The following is a 16080-nucleotide window of genomic DNA, read 5'->3' as shown; positions in this document are numbered from 1 at the left end:
GGGGCCTCCACTAAACCACCGCCGTGCCTCGAGCATGGCAGGAGAAAAGCAACATGAAGAAAATCAGATGCGCGCTGATCGGGTCCGGCAATATCGGCACCGACCTGATCTACAAGATTCAGCGCAGCCCCTACCTTGAGCCGGTCTGGATGGTCGGTATCGATCCGGAATCCGAAGGCTTGGCCCGCGCCCGCGATATGGGTCTGAAAACCACGGCAGCCGGCGTCGATGGTCTGCTGCCGTACGTGCTGGAAGACAATATCCAGATCGCCTTCGATGCGACTAGCGCCTACGTGCATGCCGAGAATTCACGCAAGCTGAATGAACTCGGCGTCATGATGATCGACCTGACGCCGGCCGCCATCGGCCCCTTGTGTGTACCGCCGGTCAACCTCAAGGCGCATGCCGAAAAGGTCGAGATGAACGTCAACATGATTTCCTGTGCCGGGCAGGCAACGATTCCCATCGTCTTCGCCGTGTCGCGCATTCAGGCTGTCGGTTATGGCGAAATCGTCGCCAGCCTGGCCTCGAAATCGATTGGTCCGGGCACCCGCGCCAATCTCGATGAATTCACCTACACCACGTCGAACGCCATCGAAATTGTCGGTGGCGCGCGCAAGGGCAAGGCGTTGGCCATCATCAATCCGGCCGAGCCGCCGATGATGATGCGCAACACCATTTCCTGCCTGACTGATGACGAACCCGATCAGGCGCGCATCACCGAGTCGGTGCTCGAGATGATCAAGGAAGTACAGAAATACGTGCCGGGTTACCGACTGGTCAATGGCCCGTTGTTTGACGGCAAGCGTGTCACGGTCTTCATGGAAGTCGCTGGCCTCGGCGATTACCTGCCGAAATACGCGGGCAATCTCGACATCATGACCGCTGCCGCGACGCGCACGGCCGAAATGTTCGCCCAGGAAATCATCGCTGGCAGCATCCAGCTCAAGTCACCGGAGGTCGCGTCATGAGCGCCGAGCAAAGTCTCAAGGGTCGCAAGATCATCATTCACGACATGTGCCTGCGCGACGGCATGCACGCCAAGCGCGAGCAAATGAGCATAGCCCAGATGGTCAGCATCGCCACCGCGCTCGATGATGCCGGTGTGCCGCTGATTCAGGTGACGCATGGTGCCGGCATGGGCGGTAACTCGCTGCAGCATGGCTTTGCGCCGCACAGCAACGAGGAATACATCACTGCGGTGGCGTCAAAAATGAAGCAGGCCGTGGTGTCGGTCCTGCTCATTCCCGGCCTGGGCACGATGAAGGAGCTCAAGTCGGCCTACGACTGCGGCGCGCGCAGCGTTCACGTCGCCACCCACTGCACCGAAGCTGATACCTCGCCGCAGCACATCGCCTTCGCCCGCAAGCTGGGCATGGATACCACCGGTTTCCTGATGATGGCCCACCTCAATACGCCGGAGGGCTTGGCGCAGCAGGGCAAGCTCATGGAATCCTACGGCGCGCAGACGGTGTACATCACCGACTCGGCCGGCTACATGCTGCCAGCAGACGTCAAGGCGCGGGTTGCGGCCTTGCGCGCGGTGCTCAAGCCAGAAACCGAAATCGGTTTCCACGGCCACCACAACATGGGTATGGGCATCGCCAATTCCATCGCCGCCATTGAAGAAGGTGCCAGCCGCATCGACGCATCGGTGGCTGGGCTTGGCGCCGGCGCCGGCAATACGCCGCTCGAAGTGTTTGCCGCGGTGTGCGAACGCATGGGCATCGTGACTGGTTGCGATTTGTTCAAGCTCATGGACATGGCCGAGGACATCATCGTGCCGATGATGGACCACATGGTTCGCGTCGACCGTTCTTCCCTGACGCTGGGTTTTGCCGGCGTCTATTCGACCTTCCTGCTTCACGCCAAACGGGCTGCTGAACGCTTTGGCGTGCCGTCGCGCGATATCCTGGTCGAACTTGGCCGCAAGAAAATGATCGGCGGCCAGGAAGACATGATTGTCGATACCGCGATGACCATGGCCAAGGAACGCGGGCTGCTCAAGGATGCGGCGGCCTGATAGGCTGTCCGTCGAGGAATGGCCTCGGCCATTCCTTTGACTAGCAAAGGGAGAAGAAAGACATGGCAGAAATAAAGGAATGGGTCGTCGTCGTCGGTGCCACAGGGGCCTTTGGTTCGGTCATGGTGGAACGCTTTCTCGCCCGCGGTCTGGGGGTGCTGGCCATAGCGCGCAGTGTGTCGTCGCTGGCCGAACTGGCCGCGAGAAATCCGGGGTTGGTGCCCTGCGCGGCGGATATTTCCGACGACGCCTCGATAGAAGTGATCAGGGCTGCTCTGCCCGGCCCGGTGCGCATGGTTGTTCACGGTCCCGGCGTCGCGGTCGGCGGTGGCGTGCTGACCATCGATACCAAGGCGTTGATCGATGCGGTCAACATCAAGGTGGGCGGCTTTCTGCGCCTGGTTCGTGCGGTCGACCGGAATTTGATGCCAAATTCACGATTGGTTGCCATCGGCGGCCACTACGGTTTTGAGCCGACGGCCTATGCCGCTGCGGCCGGTGTTGGCAATGCCGCGCTGGTCAATGTCGTGCGCCAGATGAGTCTGGCCTGCGGTGAGCGCGGCATCACGGCGCACCTCGTCGCACCCGGCCCGGCCGATACCGAACGTCTGCGCCGCGTGGCGGCGGATCGCGCCAAGATGCTGGGTACGACGGTCGAGGCTGTGCTCGACACCATGCGCGCTGAATCATCGATAGGCGCTTTCACCGAGCCGGGTCAGGTTGCCTGGGCGTTGGAAATGCTGCTGGCGCCGGAAGCGTCGGCAATGACGGGTTCTTCCCTGATGCTCGATTCGGGCCGTCGCCGCGGTCTACCGTAAAAAAGGGCCAAAATCAAAATGCCGATTCTCAATTTTCATCTTGTCCAGGGGCAGCACGAAGCTGCCAAGGTCCAAACCTTGTTGCTCAAAGCCAGTGCCTTGTTCGCCGAAGTGTTGGCCTGTCCAATTGATCGGGTTCGCGTCTTTGTTTCCGAGCATGCACCGCAGCATTCCTGCATCGGCGGCAAGATGGCTAGCCAGCATGCGCAGGTAGCCCCGTACTTTTCCTTCATCGTGCTCGAAGGGCGTTCGCAGGAAGACCGTCAGCGCTTGCTCCGCGGTTTTACCGATCTCGTCGTCGACATACTCGGCGCACCACGCGCCAATGTGCGCGGTGGCATCGTGCCGGTGGCGCCCTCTGACTGGTGCATTGGCGGGACGCTGGCCAGCGAGTTGCGTCAGGCCGAAATCGAAGCGCGCCGGCTGTCGGCTGAAGGCAAGTAGGTCTGGAGAGATTGATGAAAGTATTGATTGTTCACACCCATTACGAGACCAAGTCCTTCTTCAGCGCACTCAAAGATCTCGCGGTCAAAGCGCTGGGCGATTTCGATGAACGGCTTTACCCCAAAAAATAACCAACGCAGTTCAATCCAGGAGAAGACATGAAGCTCTATTACACCCCCGGCGTTTGCGCGATGTCACCCCATATCGTCTTGTGCGAACTTGGTTTGCCGCACGAACTGGTCAAGGTTGATCTGGCCACGCACTTGACCGACGATGGCCGCGATTACACCGCCATCAATCCCAAGGGCTACGTCCCGGCGCTGGAACTCGACGATGGCCAACTGCTCACCGAAGGCCCGGCTATCGTCCAGTATCTGGCCGACCTCAAACCCGCGGCCGGCCTGTTGCCGCCAGCCGGAACCATCGAGCGGGCACGGGTGCAGGAATGGTTGACGTTTATTGGCACCGAGTTGCACAAGAGTTTCAGCCCGTTGTTCAATCCGAATGCCTCGGCTGATTGGAAAGCGGCTGCCTTGGCTGCTATCGAGCGCCGCTTCGGCTACGTCGACAAAATGCTGGCCGGCCGCGAATACCTGACGGGCGCCAATTTCTGTGTTGCTGATGCCTATCTGTTTACGGTCGTTGGCTGGACGCGGTTTCAGAAGATTGATCTGGCGCCGTGGCCGGCGATTGCGGCCTATCAGCAGCGGGTTATGGCGCGGCCGGCGGTGCAGACCGCAATGCGGGAGGAAGGGTTGATTTAGCCTTTGCAAGGCTGGTTTAGCATGGGTTTCCGCCTTGCTGGCGGGCGTACTTTCTTTTGCTTCGCCAAAAGAAAGTAGCCAAAGAAAAGGCGACCCCGAGGGCGGCGCCGGGCTTTGCCCGGTTCCTTCCGCTACTCGAAAGACCGGGCGGCTGCGGAACTCGGGCTGCGCCCTCAGACAGTCCTCGCCGACTGCTCCCGGCCTTCCTGCGTTGCTCAGCGCCTTCCACGGGGACCCGAAAAGCGTCCATGTTCAACCTGTGTGCCCGCAAAAGCGATTCCCACGGTCAACCGGAAAAAACGGCCAAAAATGAAATCAGCGATTCAGGCACCCAAGCTCAAACCCGGATCGTTTCACCGGGCCCCTTGAGAGGTGCCGAGCAACGCAGGGGCTGGCGGAAAAAGGGCGAGGACTGTCTGAGGGCGAAGCCCGAGTTCCGCAGCCCCCGCCAGTCCCGAGTAGCGCAGGGAACCGGCGCAGCCGGCACCGACCCAGGGTCGCCTTCTTTTTGCTTACTTTTTCTTGGCGAAGCAAGAAAAAGTGAGACGCCCCGCAAGGGCGGAACCCCATGCCAATCACCCGGAACCCCAAGCGAATTAATCAGGCATCCGCCAAGCAATCAACAAAACGCCTCAAACAAATAGCCGCAGCTATTCCTTGTCCTCGGCAGGATGCGCCACCTTCCGCCCAGAAAGCCGATACGCCACCCGCGCCCGCGTCGTCCCAAGTATCTTGGCCGCCCCGGAAACATTCCCCTGCGCCAGATGCAACGCCTGCCCAATGGCGTCTTCCTCAAGGCTGTCCAGCGAGAGTTGCCCCGAAGCAAGCGCTTCCCGAATCTGCGCCGATAGATTCGCTCCCGATTCCTTCGAACCAGCCGAATCATCCGCCAGCCCCGCCGCAGCATCCGGCACAACTGGCTCGCGCCGAATATTCTCGCCACTGGTGAACAGATGCGAAATGTCGATCCCGCCATCTTCCGGCGCCAGAATGACGCTACGTTCGATCAGGTTTTCGAGCTCGCGGATGTTCCCCGGCCAGGCGTAGAAGAGCAGGGCTTCGAGCGCCGCTTCGGTGAAGCCGGTGACCTTGCGCTTGTGCTGGGCACAGTAGCGATTGAGGAAGTGTTCGACGAGCAGGAGAATGTCTTCCTTGCGTTCGCGCAAAGGCGGAATGTTGACCGGAAAGACATTAATTCTATAAAACAGGTCGTCGCGGAATTTGCCGGCTTCGACCAGCGCCCGGAGGTTTTCGTTGGTAGCGGCGACGACGCGGACATCGACCTGGCGTACGCGCGTATCGCCGATACGTTCGATTTCACCTTCCTGCAGCGCCCGAAGCAACTTGCCTTGGGCCACCAGACTGAGGGTGCCGATTTCATCGAGGAAAAGGGTGCCGCCATCGGCCCGTTCGAAACGTCCGGGGCGGGACTGGCTGGCGCCGCTGAAGCCGCCTTTTTTGACACCGAACAGTTCTGATTCGATGAGTTGTTCGGGAATGGCGGCGCAGTTGATGGCGACAAAGGGTTGGTCGGCGCGGTCGCTGATGTTGTGCAGGGTGCGGGCGAACTGCTCCTTGCCGACGCCACTTTCGCCGAGAAATAACACGGTGGCCCGCGTTGGCGCGACGCGCTGGATCATGTGGCAGACGGTATTGAAACCAGAGGAAACGCCGACCAGATTGATCTTGTCGCTGACCTCGCTGGTGCCGGTATCGCCACGGGGGAAAATGAACTTTTTGTGGCTTGGGCTTTGAACGAAATCCTGGGCCTGCAGATAGCGAAAATCGGTATCCGGGTCTTCCCATTGGTCGAGCGCCTTGCCGACAATTTTGCAGGCTGGCGCGCCCATGGCCTTGCACTCAACTTCGCGGACCAGCATCTGGCGACCAAGGAAGCTGCTCAAATAGCCGTTGGCGTAACCCTGTTGCAACCAGCAAACCGGCGCGCTGCTGGCGCCAATGGTGGCCAGGTGTTGCTCGGCTTCGGCCGAGTTGTGCCAGATGAACTCGCCGTAAAAGTGCCCGGCTTCGACATCGACATCGAGGGCCAGGGTCTCGACCGAGACGAAGCCTTCCAGCGCGTGCATCTGCGGGCCGACCGCAAAGGCGTCGAAATCATTGGTGTCGGGGCGGATGCGGCGAACCATCTCGGCATCGCGGGTGCCCGACTGGTAGCCCATGCGGGTGATCAGCCCGCGCGCCTTCTCGATGCCGACGGTTTCAATCAGCTCGCGGCGGATGGCGGCTAGTGAGGAATTGTGCAGGAGCACCATGCGCCGGTCGTCGAACCAGATTTCGCCTTTGGCCGGAACGAAGCGCAGGCGTGTCGCTAGGTCGTCGATATCGGGCAGCCGATATTGGTCGTGGGCATTCGGTCGTAGCAGGCGAATGTTTTTTTCTTGCGTTGATTTCGGGCTGTTATCCATACGCTCTCCTTCGCTGGGCGTCGTCTCTGCCCAGAAAACCGGCGGACGCGTTGATTATCGCCGGCCTTGGCTAATAGCTGGCCGCACTTTGGGCGCCAGGTTCCGGCCGGTATTCCTGACGCAGATTGCTGGTCGCGGCGGCGAGCAACAGGGCATCGACACCAACGGCGATGAAGCGGGCGCCGGCGTCGTAGTAGCGCTGCACGATGGCCTTGTCGCCGCACAGGACGCCGCCGCTTTTGCCGGCCGCCCGGGTTTTGCGCAGGCCGACTTCGATGGCCTCAACGATGCTCGGGTGGTTGGACTGGCCGAGCAGACCATAGGAGGCAGCCAGGTCGGCGGCGCCGAAGAAAATACCATCTACGCCGTCGACCGCCAGAATCTCGTCGAGGTTGTCGTAGCCGAGTTTTGTCTCGACCTGCAGGAGCAGGCACATTTGGGCGTTGGCCTGTTCGCTGTAATCGCCGACTCGGCCCCAGCGCGAGGCGCGGGCGAGGGCGGCGCCAACGCCGCGAATGCCTGCCGGCGGATAGCGCATGGCGCGAACCAGGCCGGCTGCCTGTCCAGCGCTTTCGACCATCGGAATGAGCAGTGTCTGGACGCCGGTTTCGAGCAATTGTTTGATCAGTACATGGTCGCCCTGCGGCGGGCGGACGACGGCATGCGATGGATAGGGCTCGATGGCTTGCAGTTGGGCCAGGATGCTGCGCAGATCGTTGGGGCCGTGTTCGCCATCGATCAAGAGCCAGTCGAAGCCGGCCCCGGCGCAAATTTCGGCGCTGAAGGTTTCACTGAGACCAAGCCACAGACCGAGCAAAATTTCGTTGTTACGGAGCTGGGCTTTGAAGTTGTTCAAGGGCATGTCCATGACAAGGCATCGTCCAAATGTTTTTGCTGTGTGAATGACTATTTACGGCGCATCGCGGATCAATTCTCGGCGCGACTGGCGGTTTTTTGAAACCATTCACTATGTGGCGAGATGGGGATGCTGTCTAATACAAATCGATGTGCAAACCGATACCGCTCAGGTATGGCTGCTCGTTGTCCGCACGCTGAACTGATGCAGTAGCGTTGATTAACTAGGCGACGGACACGGCCGTTTCCAGCCGGAGCAACTTGGTCGCCAGGTCATTCAGATCCACCCGCGCCTTGAGTTTTGCCGCCAGCAAATAAAGGCCGCCCAGCTTGCGGTGGAGAAAGAGGGCGTCGGCTGGCGGGGTGTGCCAGAAGTCGCGATCCATGCCGAGCACCATGCTGGCGTCGCGAATGCGTATGCCGAGGTCGGAGCAACTAAAGTCATATTCGCCGGTGTGGCTGAGTGGTTCGCATGCCAGCGCAAAAATGTCGAGCACAGCCTGGCGCTGGCCTTCCTTGATGTCCTGCTGGAAATAGCCGATTGCCACGGCGGCCGCGTTCATGCCCTGTCGGTCGTTGCGTATGCCGCTGATCATCAATTGCCGATAGCTGTCGACCATCGCGGCGGGATAGGCGCGTGTGGCACCAAAGTCGAGCAGGATAAGTTGCTGCGATGCTGCTACGTAACGATAGTTGGCAAAATTCGGGTCGGTCTGGATCAGCCGGAACTCGAATATTTCGCGAAACAGCAGACGGAAGAGGAGACCAACGAGGCGGTTGCGCTCGGCCTGCGGCAGATGCGCCAAGGTCTCCACCGCCACCCCGTCGAGGCGTGTCATGGCCAGAGTATTTTCTGTGGTCAGGTCGTCGTGCATGGCGGGCACCACGAATTCGCCGGCATCCGCCAGCAGGCTGGAAAACTGCATCATGCAGGCGCCTTCCCGGCGATAGTCGGCCTCGTCATGTAACTGCCGTTTTGCTTCGTTGAGCAGCGGCTTGATATCCAGCGACTTTGGCAACAAGCCTGAAACGCGAAGCAGGGTAGCGACGTTGTCGACATCGCTGTCGATGCTGCGACGAATACCGGGATACTGAATCTTGATGGCCACCTGCCGTCCATCCTTGCGTCGTCCGAAATGCACCTGGCCAATTGATGCAGCGGCTACCGGGGTAAAGGAAAACTGCTCGAAATGCTGATCCCAGCCTTCGCCCCAATTGGCATTGAGGACACTGACCACCTGGCTCATCGGCATCGGTACGGCATCGGCGCGCAGCCGGGAAAGGATGTCTGCCAGCTCAGGCGGCAACAGGTCGCCGACATCCATCGAGAGCAATTGCCCGACTTTCATCGCCGCACCGCGCAACTGCGCCAGTTGGTCGGCCACCCGGCGGGCGTTGGCGGGCGTCAGTAGCAGTTGCTGGAGTTGCGGGCGTTTGCCCTGGGCAAACTGACGCGCTCCCTCCGCCAGCATATTGCCGGCCACGCCGCCTGCCAGAGAGCCCAGGCGCGCTAGTCGCGACCAGCGACCATCGGGGACGGCAGCGGTTTTCTTTACCGGCTTATCGGTCATGCGGCGGCCATTTCGGCGCTGCATCCGGTGTTTCCGATTCCGCCAGCGGATAGGGGTCGGCGACATAGGCCGGCCCTTTCATCATCATGATGATGAAAGCAGCGATGCCAACCGTGAAAACCACGGTCCAGTGCAGGATGATGAAGCTGATCACGTAAATGTCAGTGGTGGTGACGGCCAGCGCATTCTCCGGGCTGGCGACCAGTCTCGCCAGCAGCGAGGGAATGGCCAACAGCAGCGTGCCGATCAGGAAAGCCCGGGGTAACAGACGGAGCACGACACGTTCCCGTCCAGCCGGTGTGTGGGGAAAGCCGGGCAAACGATTGAACAGGTTCATGAGGTGACCTCCAAGTGTTTTCCGTAGTTAAACACAGGATGCAAAAACGCCGGCCACCAGGCAGGTACAGGCGACAAGGCTCAGACGGCGGCGGAGCGGCAGATACCAGTCGGGCAGCGTGCCCTGGCGGGCTAGCCGCCGGTCTTGCAGATAGTGGGCGATGAAGCCGATCAGCAACAACGGTGCCGCAAGTGGCGGCGATAAGAGCAGGGCCGGCCAGGCGATCAGCCCCGGTACAACACTCCAACTAAACCAGGCCGAGCGCTGGCGTTCGGTGAGCCCGGGGAGAGCCATCGCCAGGCCCCAGTGCAAAGCACCGACAAAACTGAGGATGATTGCGGCGTAGCCGTAAAGCGCATCGCTCCAGATGGCGCCGTGGTGCCGGTCGAGCAGGCTGGCCGTTGCCAGGGTCAGGAAAGGTATCAACCCGCCGTAGCCGAGCCACGCCACAGTTCGGGGCGGCGCCAGCAGTTTTTCTTCAGTCATGGTAGCGCTCACTTGACCATGGGGCGGATACTGGAAAAGCCGCCGTCGAGCGACCAGACTTGGCCGGTGACGCGGGCCGCCGAGTCGGACAACAGCCAGACCATCAGTTCTGCCAGTTCATCCGGTGAGCCGATGCCGGGCAGGGGATACTGCCGGGCGGCGGCCTCACGGGCGGCAGGGCTGGCGATAACGCCGGCGGATGCAGGTGTTTCCATGATGCCGGGGGCGACTGCATTGATGCGAATGCCGTTGGCGGCATAGGTCGCTGCGGCCCCACGCACCAATCCCTCCAGCCCGGCCTTGGCAGCGGCAACCGCTTCATGATTGGGGGTACCAATGCGTGCCGCGGCGGATGAAACCAGTACGGCGGCACCGGCACTGCGCGCCTCGCGCAAGGCGCCGACAAAGGCGGATAGGGTATGAAAGGCGCTGATCAGATTGGCATTCAGGCAATCGTTGAAATCAGCCTCGCTCATGCGGTGCATGGCGCCGAGGCGGATATTGCCAACGCAATGGGCCAGTGCGGTGGGTAGCATCTCGTGGTCTTGGGCTGCTCGCAGAATCTGCCGGGCGCCAGCCACCGTCGTACAATCCGCCACCACCTGCAGGTGGTGCTCGCCGAAGGAGGCTGACAGGCGTTCGCCGCTGCGGCTGGCAACAATCAATTGCCATCCTTCGGCCGCCAATCGTTCCGCTACGGCACGCCCGACGCCGCCAGCCGCGCCGGTGATAAGTGCGATTTTGTTCATGTGCTCTCCTGATGCTGCTTGTGATGTCCTGAACGAAGTGTGTGAAATATACCGGCATGTCGATTAATCGGCTTAATATTGCGATCGGTCTGTATATTTGTCTAGGACAAAATAGAATTAATGGTGTTCCAGCTTTTTTTGAAATCACTCAGAAAGCCATCCATGCCTTACCTTCGTTCAACCATCCTTGCCGTTCTGTCGGCGCTCTCGCTGGCCGCTTGTGTCACCGCGCCACCCCAGGGTCTGCAGCCCGTCAGTCCTTTCGACATCCAGCGCTATCTCGGGCAGTGGTACGAGATAGCCCGGCTCGACCATTCATTCGAGCGCGGCATGAGCGACGTGAATGCCACCTACCAGTTGGCAGCAGACGGCAGCGTCAGGGTCATCAACCGGGGTTACGACGTGCAGCGACAAGCCTGGAAGGAGGCCATCGGCCGCGCCGTGTTCATCGGTGACAGCAACACCGCGTCACTCAAGGTGTCGTTCTTCGGCCCCTTCTACGGCGGCTATCACGTGATCGCGCTGGATCAGCAGGACTATCGCTGGGCGCTGGTCGCCGGGCCGGATCGTGATTATTTGTGGATACTCTCCCGCGACAAGACCTTGCCGGGTGAGGTCCGCGAGCAACTGCTCGCCAAGGCCAGGGCGCTGGGCTTTGTAACCGACAAGCTGATCTGGGTGGCGCACCAGCGGGCAGACTGATCGCACATGGCGGCGAAAATACTGATTTGCCGGGCAAAATTAGCCGTTGCTGCGGTCAACCGCGTTTTTCGGCAAAAAATGAAATATTGTTGGCGCGGATGTTCGCCAGTCCGAGGATTTTTCGCTTTTGACGATCGCGAACAGCGAGTGTTGTCGGGCTGAGGCGCCCATCTGGTCGGACGTGCTGACCGCATGGCAAAGTTATAGTAGCCTTGCGCCCCTTTCGCACACTGATATCGGATTGGCGCATGACAAGCAGGTTGCCGCGCACCACATTCAATCGCTCCGGTCTCGTTCGTATCCTCTCCGAAACCATCCCGGAGCCCCATGATCCAAAATATGATTTTGGCGAACGGCTCGGGCAATGGCTGGATTTCTCGGACGCACTGGCACTGTTCTCTGTACTGAATAGCGGCACGGAGGGGACTTCGGCCGCCCACGCAAACACGAACTCGGCTGCCCAGCTATTGCGTGATCAACTGGCCAGGGTGCGTCGACAGTTGTCCGAGTCGATCTTGAATGACGGTGTTTTCGGTACCGAAGCAGCCCGTATCCGCTTTCCGGTGCCGTTACCGCAAGCCACGGCGGAAAGTGCTGCGGATTATTCGCCCTATCATCGCTACTATCTGACACACCAGCGCGACATGAACACCAGCATTGGTGCACTGCGGGGCAACGCGCGTAAAATCCTGGCCGAAACCTCGCCATCCCATCGGCAACTGGCCGATCTGGATGCCACCCTCGAAAAAGCGCTGGCCGGGCGTGAGCGCAACCTGCTGGGGACGATCCCGATGCTGGTCGCCAGGCGCTTTGCGCAGCGTTATCAAGAGCATCGGGATGCGCTTTCTGAGGCCGCCAGCGATGAACCCGCCAACTGGACGCAGCCCGGCAGCTGGCTGGAGGCCTTTTGCCGGGACACGCAGGCCGTCCTGCTCGCCGAACTCGAACTTCGCCTGAAACCCGTTGCCGGGCTCATCGCCGCGCTCGGCGATGGGGGCAACCCAACACAAGTTACCAAGCAATGAACCGCAATCTAAGTATTTTCGCTTTCATCCTCGGCCTGCTCGCCGTCGCCTGGGTCGCCATTGGCTACATCGGCGGCAACTCGCTGGCCTTCACCGTTTCCTGCGTCATCACGGTCGTGTATTTGGCCGGCGCCCTCGAAATGCGGCGCTTCCACGACAACACCACGGCACTGGCCAAGGCGCTCAACGCCATTCCGGACGACCTCGGCCACCTTGGCGAATGGCTACAACAAGTCCCCGCCGCCCTGAAAAACACCGTCCGCCTGCGCATCGAAGGCGAGCGCGTCGCCCTGCCCGGCCCCGGCATCACGCCCTACCTCGTCGGCCTGCTGGTTTTGCTCGGCATGCTCGGCACCTTCCTCGGCATGGTCGTCACGCTGAATGGCGCCGTACTGGCACTGGAAAGCACCACCGACCTGCACACCATCCGCTCCGCACTGGCCGCGCCAGTCAGGGGGCTGGGCGTTGCCTTCGGCTCCTCGGTTGCCGGTGTCGCCACCTCGGCCATGCTCGGTTTGATTTCGGCGCTGTGTCGGCGCGACCGCCTGCAAGTCGGCCAACTGCTCGACAGCAAGATCGCCAGCGTACTGCGTGATTTCTCGCTCACCCATCAGCGTCAGGAAACCTTCAAGGCCCTGCAGGCCCAGTCGCAAGCGCTGCCCGATCTGGTCGGCAAGCTCGACGCCATGATGCGCCAGATGGCCGACCACCACCGCCAGCTCGGCGAGCAGTTGCTGGCCAGCCAGCAAAGTTTCCACGCTGAAGCCAAGGGCCTGTACACCGAGCTCGCCCAGTCAGTCGATCAATCGCTCAAAACCAGTCTCAAAGACAGCGCGACGGTGGCGGCAGAAAGCATCCAGCCGGTCGTCACCGCCACCATGGCGAGCATCGCCGACGAAACGCGCAGCCTGCACGACAAGCTGTTCGGCACCATGGAAGGCCAGCTTGAAGGCATCGCCGGTCAGTTCACGCAAACCGTGACGACTGTCAGCGACACCTGGACGCAAGCCCTGAGCCGCCACGAACAAGCCACCGACGCCCAGCACCAGCAACAGCAAGCTGCGCTCACCGCCTATGCCGATACCTTCGAGCTACGCTCCGCCGCCCTGCTCACCTCGGTCGAAAACAACCAGGCCAAGCTGCAGGCCGACGCCGCGCAACAACACGCGACGCTGGCCGAAACGGCCAACGCCAGCCAGCAACAATTGGCCGCCACCCTGGCCAGCCAGTTCGACGGGGTGACCAGCCGCCTCGATCAGGCCGTCACGCAAGTCGCCGACACCTGGCAAACTGCGCTGTCCCAACACACCAGCACCAGCGATGCCCTGAACCAGAAACTCGACACGACCCTGACCGCCTTTGCCGACACCTTCGGCCAACGCTCGCAGGCACTGCTCGATTCGGTCAATGGCACCCACGCCGCGCTCAAAACCGAACTCGCCACCAGCCACGCCGCCTTCGCGCAAACCACGAAGGAGCAGCAAGCCGCACTGACGCAGCAAGTGGCAACCCAGCTCGATGGCATCGCCCAGCGTTTTGACGGTGCCGTGCAAACGGTTTCCGACACATGGACCAGCGCCCTGACCAAGCACGAACAAGCCAGCGACCGCCTGACCCAAGCACTCGACCAAACGCAAACCAGCCTCGCCGAGACCTTCGCCCAGCGCACCGCCGCGCTGCTCGCCGACATGCGCGCCACGCAAGCCAATTGGCAAACTGACTGGGCAAGCGGCGAACAGACCCGCCAGGCGCATTTCACCGATGCCCTGACCGCCATGGCCGGCAAGCTCGAAGCGCAATGGCAGCAAGCCGGCGAAGCAACACTGGCGCAGCAGGAAAAAATTACGCAAACGCTGGGTGAAACGGCTCACGACCTCGTTGCCACCAATCAGCGTCAGGCCGAAACGACCATTGCTGAAGTCACCCGCCTGATGCAAACCGCCGCCGAAGCGCCCAAGGCGGCCGCCGAAGTCATCGGCCAACTGCGCCACGAACTGTCGGCCAGCATGGCGCGCGACAACAGCCTGCTCGAAGAACGCAGCCGCATCATGGAAACGCTGGGCGCCCTGCTCGACGCCATCAACCACGCCTCGACCGAGCAGCGCAGCGCCATCGACGCGCTGGTTGCCTCGTCGGCCGACCTGCTCGAACGCGTCGGCAGCCAGTTCGCCGCCAAGGTCGAGAGCGAAGCCGGCAAGCTGGTCGATATCGGCGCCGGCATTACCGGCGGGGCGCTGGAAGTCGCCAGCCTGGGCGAAGCTTTCGGCCACGCCGTCAAGCTCTTCGCCGACTCCAACGACAAGATGATGACCGCCTTGCAACGCATCGAAGGTGCGCTGGCCAAGTCGCTCACCCGCAGCGATGAGCAGCTCGCTTACTACGTCGCCCAGGCTCGGGAAATCATCGACCTCAGTATCATGTCGCAGAAGAAGATGGTCGACGACCTGCAGCGCGTCGCCGCTTCTCCGTCTGACAAAGCCGGCGAGGCCTGAACATGGAAGACATCGACGCCAGCGTTGAACACAGCACGCCGATCTGGGCCGTCTTTGGCGACCTGATGTCCGGCCTGCTCGGCGCCTTCGTGATCATCCTGGTCGGCGTGCTTGGCGTGCAGCTCGAACTCGTCACCAGCCTGGAAAGCGAAATCCACAAGCGCCAGCAAGAAGAACAACGCCGCATGGCGCTCGAAAAAGCCCTGGCCGGCCCGCTCGCCTCCGGCCGCGTAACGCTCAACAACGGCAAGATCGGCATCAGCGGCAACGTCCTCTTCGCGCTCAATTCCGACCAATTGCAGCCGGAAGGCCAGCAGCTCCTCAAGAGCCTGTCGCAGCCCATCGCCGCCTACCTCGGCGCCAGCGAACAAATGCTCATGGTCAGCGGTTTTACCGACGACATGCCGGTGCGCGGCAGCAACCACCAGTTCGCCGACAACTGGGAACTCTCGGCCCAGCGCGCCCTCACCGTGACGCGCACCTTAATCGACGACGGCGTGCCGCCCGAAGCCATCTTCGCCGCCGCCTTCGGGTCGCAACAACCGGTCGCCGCCAACAGCGACGCAGACGGCCGGGCCCGCAACCGCCGCGTCGAAATGGCGCCGGTGCCGAAATCCAGCACCAACGGCAACAAGGCCAATGGCTGACGCTCCAGACAGCGAGGCCATCGCCACCCAACTCGCTGCCCTGCGCGCCAGCGGCGCCCCCGAACGCGACCCCGTGCGCTTCGCCTATCTCGATGCGCTGGCCCGCCGCGCCGGCAGCCAAGCCGAACCAATCCGCCAAGCGCTGAACGCTAAAATCAGCGCCATTGCCGACGAACTCGCCGCCAACTCGGCGCCGCAGCCGACTGAAATTACCCCATCAACCACCGCCAGCCCGCTTGCCGACCTGCTCACCTACATCAACCAGCACGCCCACGTGCAATCAGATGCGACACCGGCCAAAAACGAGATTCCTGCGGTCAACCGGAAAAATCGGCCAAATTTCAAATCCATTTCCACCGGCCAAACCCCGCAAGGCCCGGAACTCAAATCCGTCGCCAACTACCGCAACGAGTGGTCCAGGCTCAGCACCGAACAACAACTCACCCAAACCCTCGCCCAGGCCCCGGAAAATGCCGGCCCTATGAACTCCCAGCACCTCGTCCTGCGCAGCCTCGAACGCATGCGCGACATTGCGCCGGACTACCTGCAAGGCTTCATGTCCTACATCGACACCTTGATCTGGCTCGAACAAGCCGACCCGACGCGGGCTGCATCGGGTCGCTCAGCCGCTGGTGATCAAGAGAAAAAACTGAGACCCCCAAAACGCGGCGCGAGCAAGCGGTAGTGCATTGTCGACCTGTGCTCATTCACATGACCTCCTGCGGTCAACCGGAAATTTCG

General features: G+C 61.4%; 16 protein-coding genes. 10 read left to right on the top strand and 6 right to left on the bottom strand.

Annotated features, from left to right (window positions below):
* The first annotated feature begins 53 nt into the window (after positions 1–53).
* The 5 genes from IPJ12_07890 to gstA all read left to right on the top strand — a co-directional run bounded on the left by IPJ12_07890 (position 54) and on the right by gstA (position 4049).
* Complete coding sequence (locus IPJ12_07890; protein ID MBK7647063.1) at positions 54–971, top strand: acetaldehyde dehydrogenase (acetylating); 918 nt, start codon at positions 54–56, stop codon at positions 969–971.
* Positions 968–2023: a 4-hydroxy-2-oxovalerate aldolase gene (gene dmpG, locus IPJ12_07885; protein MBK7647062.1), complete on the top strand. Its 1056-nt coding sequence runs from the start codon at positions 968–970 to the stop codon at positions 2021–2023. Before IPJ12_07890 ends, dmpG begins: the two co-directional genes overlap by 4 nt.
* A 62-nt stretch (positions 2024–2085) precedes the next feature.
* Positions 2086–2841, top strand: coding sequence for an SDR family oxidoreductase (locus IPJ12_07880; GenBank protein MBK7647061.1), 756 nt, complete (start codon positions 2086–2088; stop codon positions 2839–2841).
* Positions 2842–2859: 18 nt separating this feature from the next.
* Positions 2860–3285, top strand: coding sequence for a tautomerase family protein (locus tag IPJ12_07875; GenBank protein ID MBK7647060.1), 426 nt, complete (start codon positions 2860–2862; stop codon positions 3283–3285).
* A gap of 158 nt (positions 3286–3443) precedes the next feature.
* A complete protein-coding gene (gene gstA, locus IPJ12_07870) occupies positions 3444–4049 on the top strand; it encodes a glutathione transferase GstA (protein MBK7647059.1) in 606 nt (201 codons plus the stop codon).
* Between the two features lie 650 nt (positions 4050–4699).
* On the opposite strand, the gene IPJ12_07865 is transcribed toward gstA, so the two are convergent.
* From IPJ12_07865 to IPJ12_07840, 6 genes are all read right to left on the bottom strand, one after another.
* Positions 4700–6475, bottom strand: a complete 1776-nt coding sequence (locus IPJ12_07865) for a sigma 54-interacting transcriptional regulator (protein ID MBK7647058.1) — start codon at positions 6473–6475, stop codon at positions 4700–4702.
* 70 nt (positions 6476–6545) lie between these two features.
* Positions 6546–7343, bottom strand: a complete 798-nt coding sequence (locus tag IPJ12_07860; GenBank protein MBK7647057.1) for an HpcH/HpaI aldolase/citrate lyase family protein — start codon at positions 7341–7343, stop codon at positions 6546–6548.
* Positions 7344–7554: 211 nt separating this feature from the next.
* A complete protein-coding gene (locus IPJ12_07855; GenBank protein MBK7647056.1) occupies positions 7555–8901 on the bottom strand; it encodes an AarF/ABC1/UbiB kinase family protein in 1347 nt (448 codons plus the stop codon).
* Positions 8891–9238: a hypothetical protein gene (locus IPJ12_07850; protein MBK7647055.1), complete on the bottom strand. Its 348-nt coding sequence runs from the start codon at positions 9236–9238 to the stop codon at positions 8891–8893. The genes IPJ12_07855 and IPJ12_07850 overlap by 11 nt, the downstream gene beginning before the upstream one ends.
* A gap of 27 nt (positions 9239–9265) precedes the next feature.
* Entirely contained in the window at positions 9266–9724 is a 459-nt protein-coding gene (locus tag IPJ12_07845; protein MBK7647054.1) for a DUF3429 domain-containing protein, read from the bottom strand.
* 8 nt (positions 9725–9732) lie between these two features.
* Positions 9733–10473 carry an SDR family oxidoreductase gene (locus tag IPJ12_07840; GenBank protein MBK7647053.1) on the bottom strand — a complete coding sequence of 247 codons (741 nt, stop codon included), beginning with the start codon at positions 10471–10473 and terminating at the stop codon, positions 9733–9735.
* A gap of 162 nt (positions 10474–10635) precedes the next feature.
* Here IPJ12_07840 and IPJ12_07835 point away from each other — a divergent pair, with 162 nt between their 5' ends.
* The 5 genes from IPJ12_07835 to IPJ12_07815 all read left to right on the top strand — a co-directional run bounded on the left by IPJ12_07835 (position 10636) and on the right by IPJ12_07815 (position 16024).
* Positions 10636–11175 carry a lipocalin family protein gene (locus IPJ12_07835; GenBank protein ID MBK7647052.1) on the top strand — a complete coding sequence of 180 codons (540 nt, stop codon included), beginning with the start codon at positions 10636–10638 and terminating at the stop codon, positions 11173–11175.
* Positions 11176–11423: 248 nt separating this feature from the next.
* Positions 11424–12200: a DUF3348 domain-containing protein gene (locus IPJ12_07830; protein MBK7647051.1), complete on the top strand. Its 777-nt coding sequence runs from the start codon at positions 11424–11426 to the stop codon at positions 12198–12200.
* Positions 12197–14692, top strand: coding sequence for a DUF802 domain-containing protein (locus tag IPJ12_07825; GenBank protein ID MBK7647050.1), 2496 nt, complete (start codon positions 12197–12199; stop codon positions 14690–14692). Before IPJ12_07830 ends, IPJ12_07825 begins: the two co-directional genes overlap by 4 nt.
* 2 nt (positions 14693–14694) lie before the next feature.
* Positions 14695–15339, top strand: a complete 645-nt coding sequence (locus IPJ12_07820; protein MBK7647049.1) for an OmpA family protein — start codon at positions 14695–14697, stop codon at positions 15337–15339.
* Complete coding sequence (locus IPJ12_07815; GenBank protein ID MBK7647048.1) at positions 15332–16024, top strand: DUF2894 domain-containing protein; 693 nt, start codon at positions 15332–15334, stop codon at positions 16022–16024. Before IPJ12_07820 ends, IPJ12_07815 begins: the two co-directional genes overlap by 8 nt.
* Positions 16025–16080 lie beyond the last annotated feature (56 nt).

It is taken from the genome of Betaproteobacteria bacterium (assembly GCA_016709965.1).
GTDB classification, from domain to species: domain Bacteria; phylum Pseudomonadota; class Gammaproteobacteria; order Burkholderiales; family Rhodocyclaceae; genus Azonexus; species Azonexus amarohabitans.
The sequence above is the reverse complement of the archived record's forward strand: the minus strand, read 5'-3'. Positions and strand labels throughout refer to the sequence as shown.

Bases quoted from the DNA above. Each gene is read 5' to 3' on its own strand.
- IPJ12_07890 (MBK7647063.1), top strand. From the start codon at position 54: ATGAAGAAAATCAGATGCGCGCTGATCGGGTCCGGCAATATCGGCACC.
- dmpG (MBK7647062.1), top strand. From the start codon at position 968: ATGAGCGCCGAGCAAAGTCTCAAGGGTCGCAAGATCATCATTCACGAC.
- IPJ12_07880 (MBK7647061.1), top strand. From the start codon at position 2,086: ATGGCAGAAATAAAGGAATGGGTCGTCGTCGTCGGTGCCACAGGGGCC.
- IPJ12_07875 (MBK7647060.1), top strand. From the start codon at position 2,860: ATGCCGATTCTCAATTTTCATCTTGTCCAGGGGCAGCACGAAGCTGCC.
- gstA (MBK7647059.1), top strand. From the start codon at position 3,444: ATGAAGCTCTATTACACCCCCGGCGTTTGCGCGATGTCACCCCATATC.
- IPJ12_07865 (MBK7647058.1), bottom strand. From the start codon at position 6,475: ATGGATAACAGCCCGAAATCAACGCAAGAAAAAAACATTCGCCTGCTA.
- IPJ12_07860 (MBK7647057.1), bottom strand. From the start codon at position 7,343: ATGGACATGCCCTTGAACAACTTCAAAGCCCAGCTCCGTAACAACGAA.
- IPJ12_07855 (MBK7647056.1), bottom strand. From the start codon at position 8,901: ATGACCGATAAGCCGGTAAAGAAAACCGCTGCCGTCCCCGATGGTCGC.
- IPJ12_07850 (MBK7647055.1), bottom strand. From the start codon at position 9,238: ATGAACCTGTTCAATCGTTTGCCCGGCTTTCCCCACACACCGGCTGGA.
- IPJ12_07845 (MBK7647054.1), bottom strand. From the start codon at position 9,724: ATGACTGAAGAAAAACTGCTGGCGCCGCCCCGAACTGTGGCGTGGCTC.
- IPJ12_07840 (MBK7647053.1), bottom strand. From the start codon at position 10,473: ATGAACAAAATCGCACTTATCACCGGCGCGGCTGGCGGCGTCGGGCGT.
- IPJ12_07835 (MBK7647052.1), top strand. From the start codon at position 10,636: ATGCCTTACCTTCGTTCAACCATCCTTGCCGTTCTGTCGGCGCTCTCG.
- IPJ12_07830 (MBK7647051.1), top strand. From the start codon at position 11,424: ATGACAAGCAGGTTGCCGCGCACCACATTCAATCGCTCCGGTCTCGTT.
- IPJ12_07825 (MBK7647050.1), top strand. From the start codon at position 12,197: ATGAACCGCAATCTAAGTATTTTCGCTTTCATCCTCGGCCTGCTCGCC.
- IPJ12_07820 (MBK7647049.1), top strand. From the start codon at position 14,695: ATGGAAGACATCGACGCCAGCGTTGAACACAGCACGCCGATCTGGGCC.
- IPJ12_07815 (MBK7647048.1), top strand. From the start codon at position 15,332: ATGGCTGACGCTCCAGACAGCGAGGCCATCGCCACCCAACTCGCTGCC.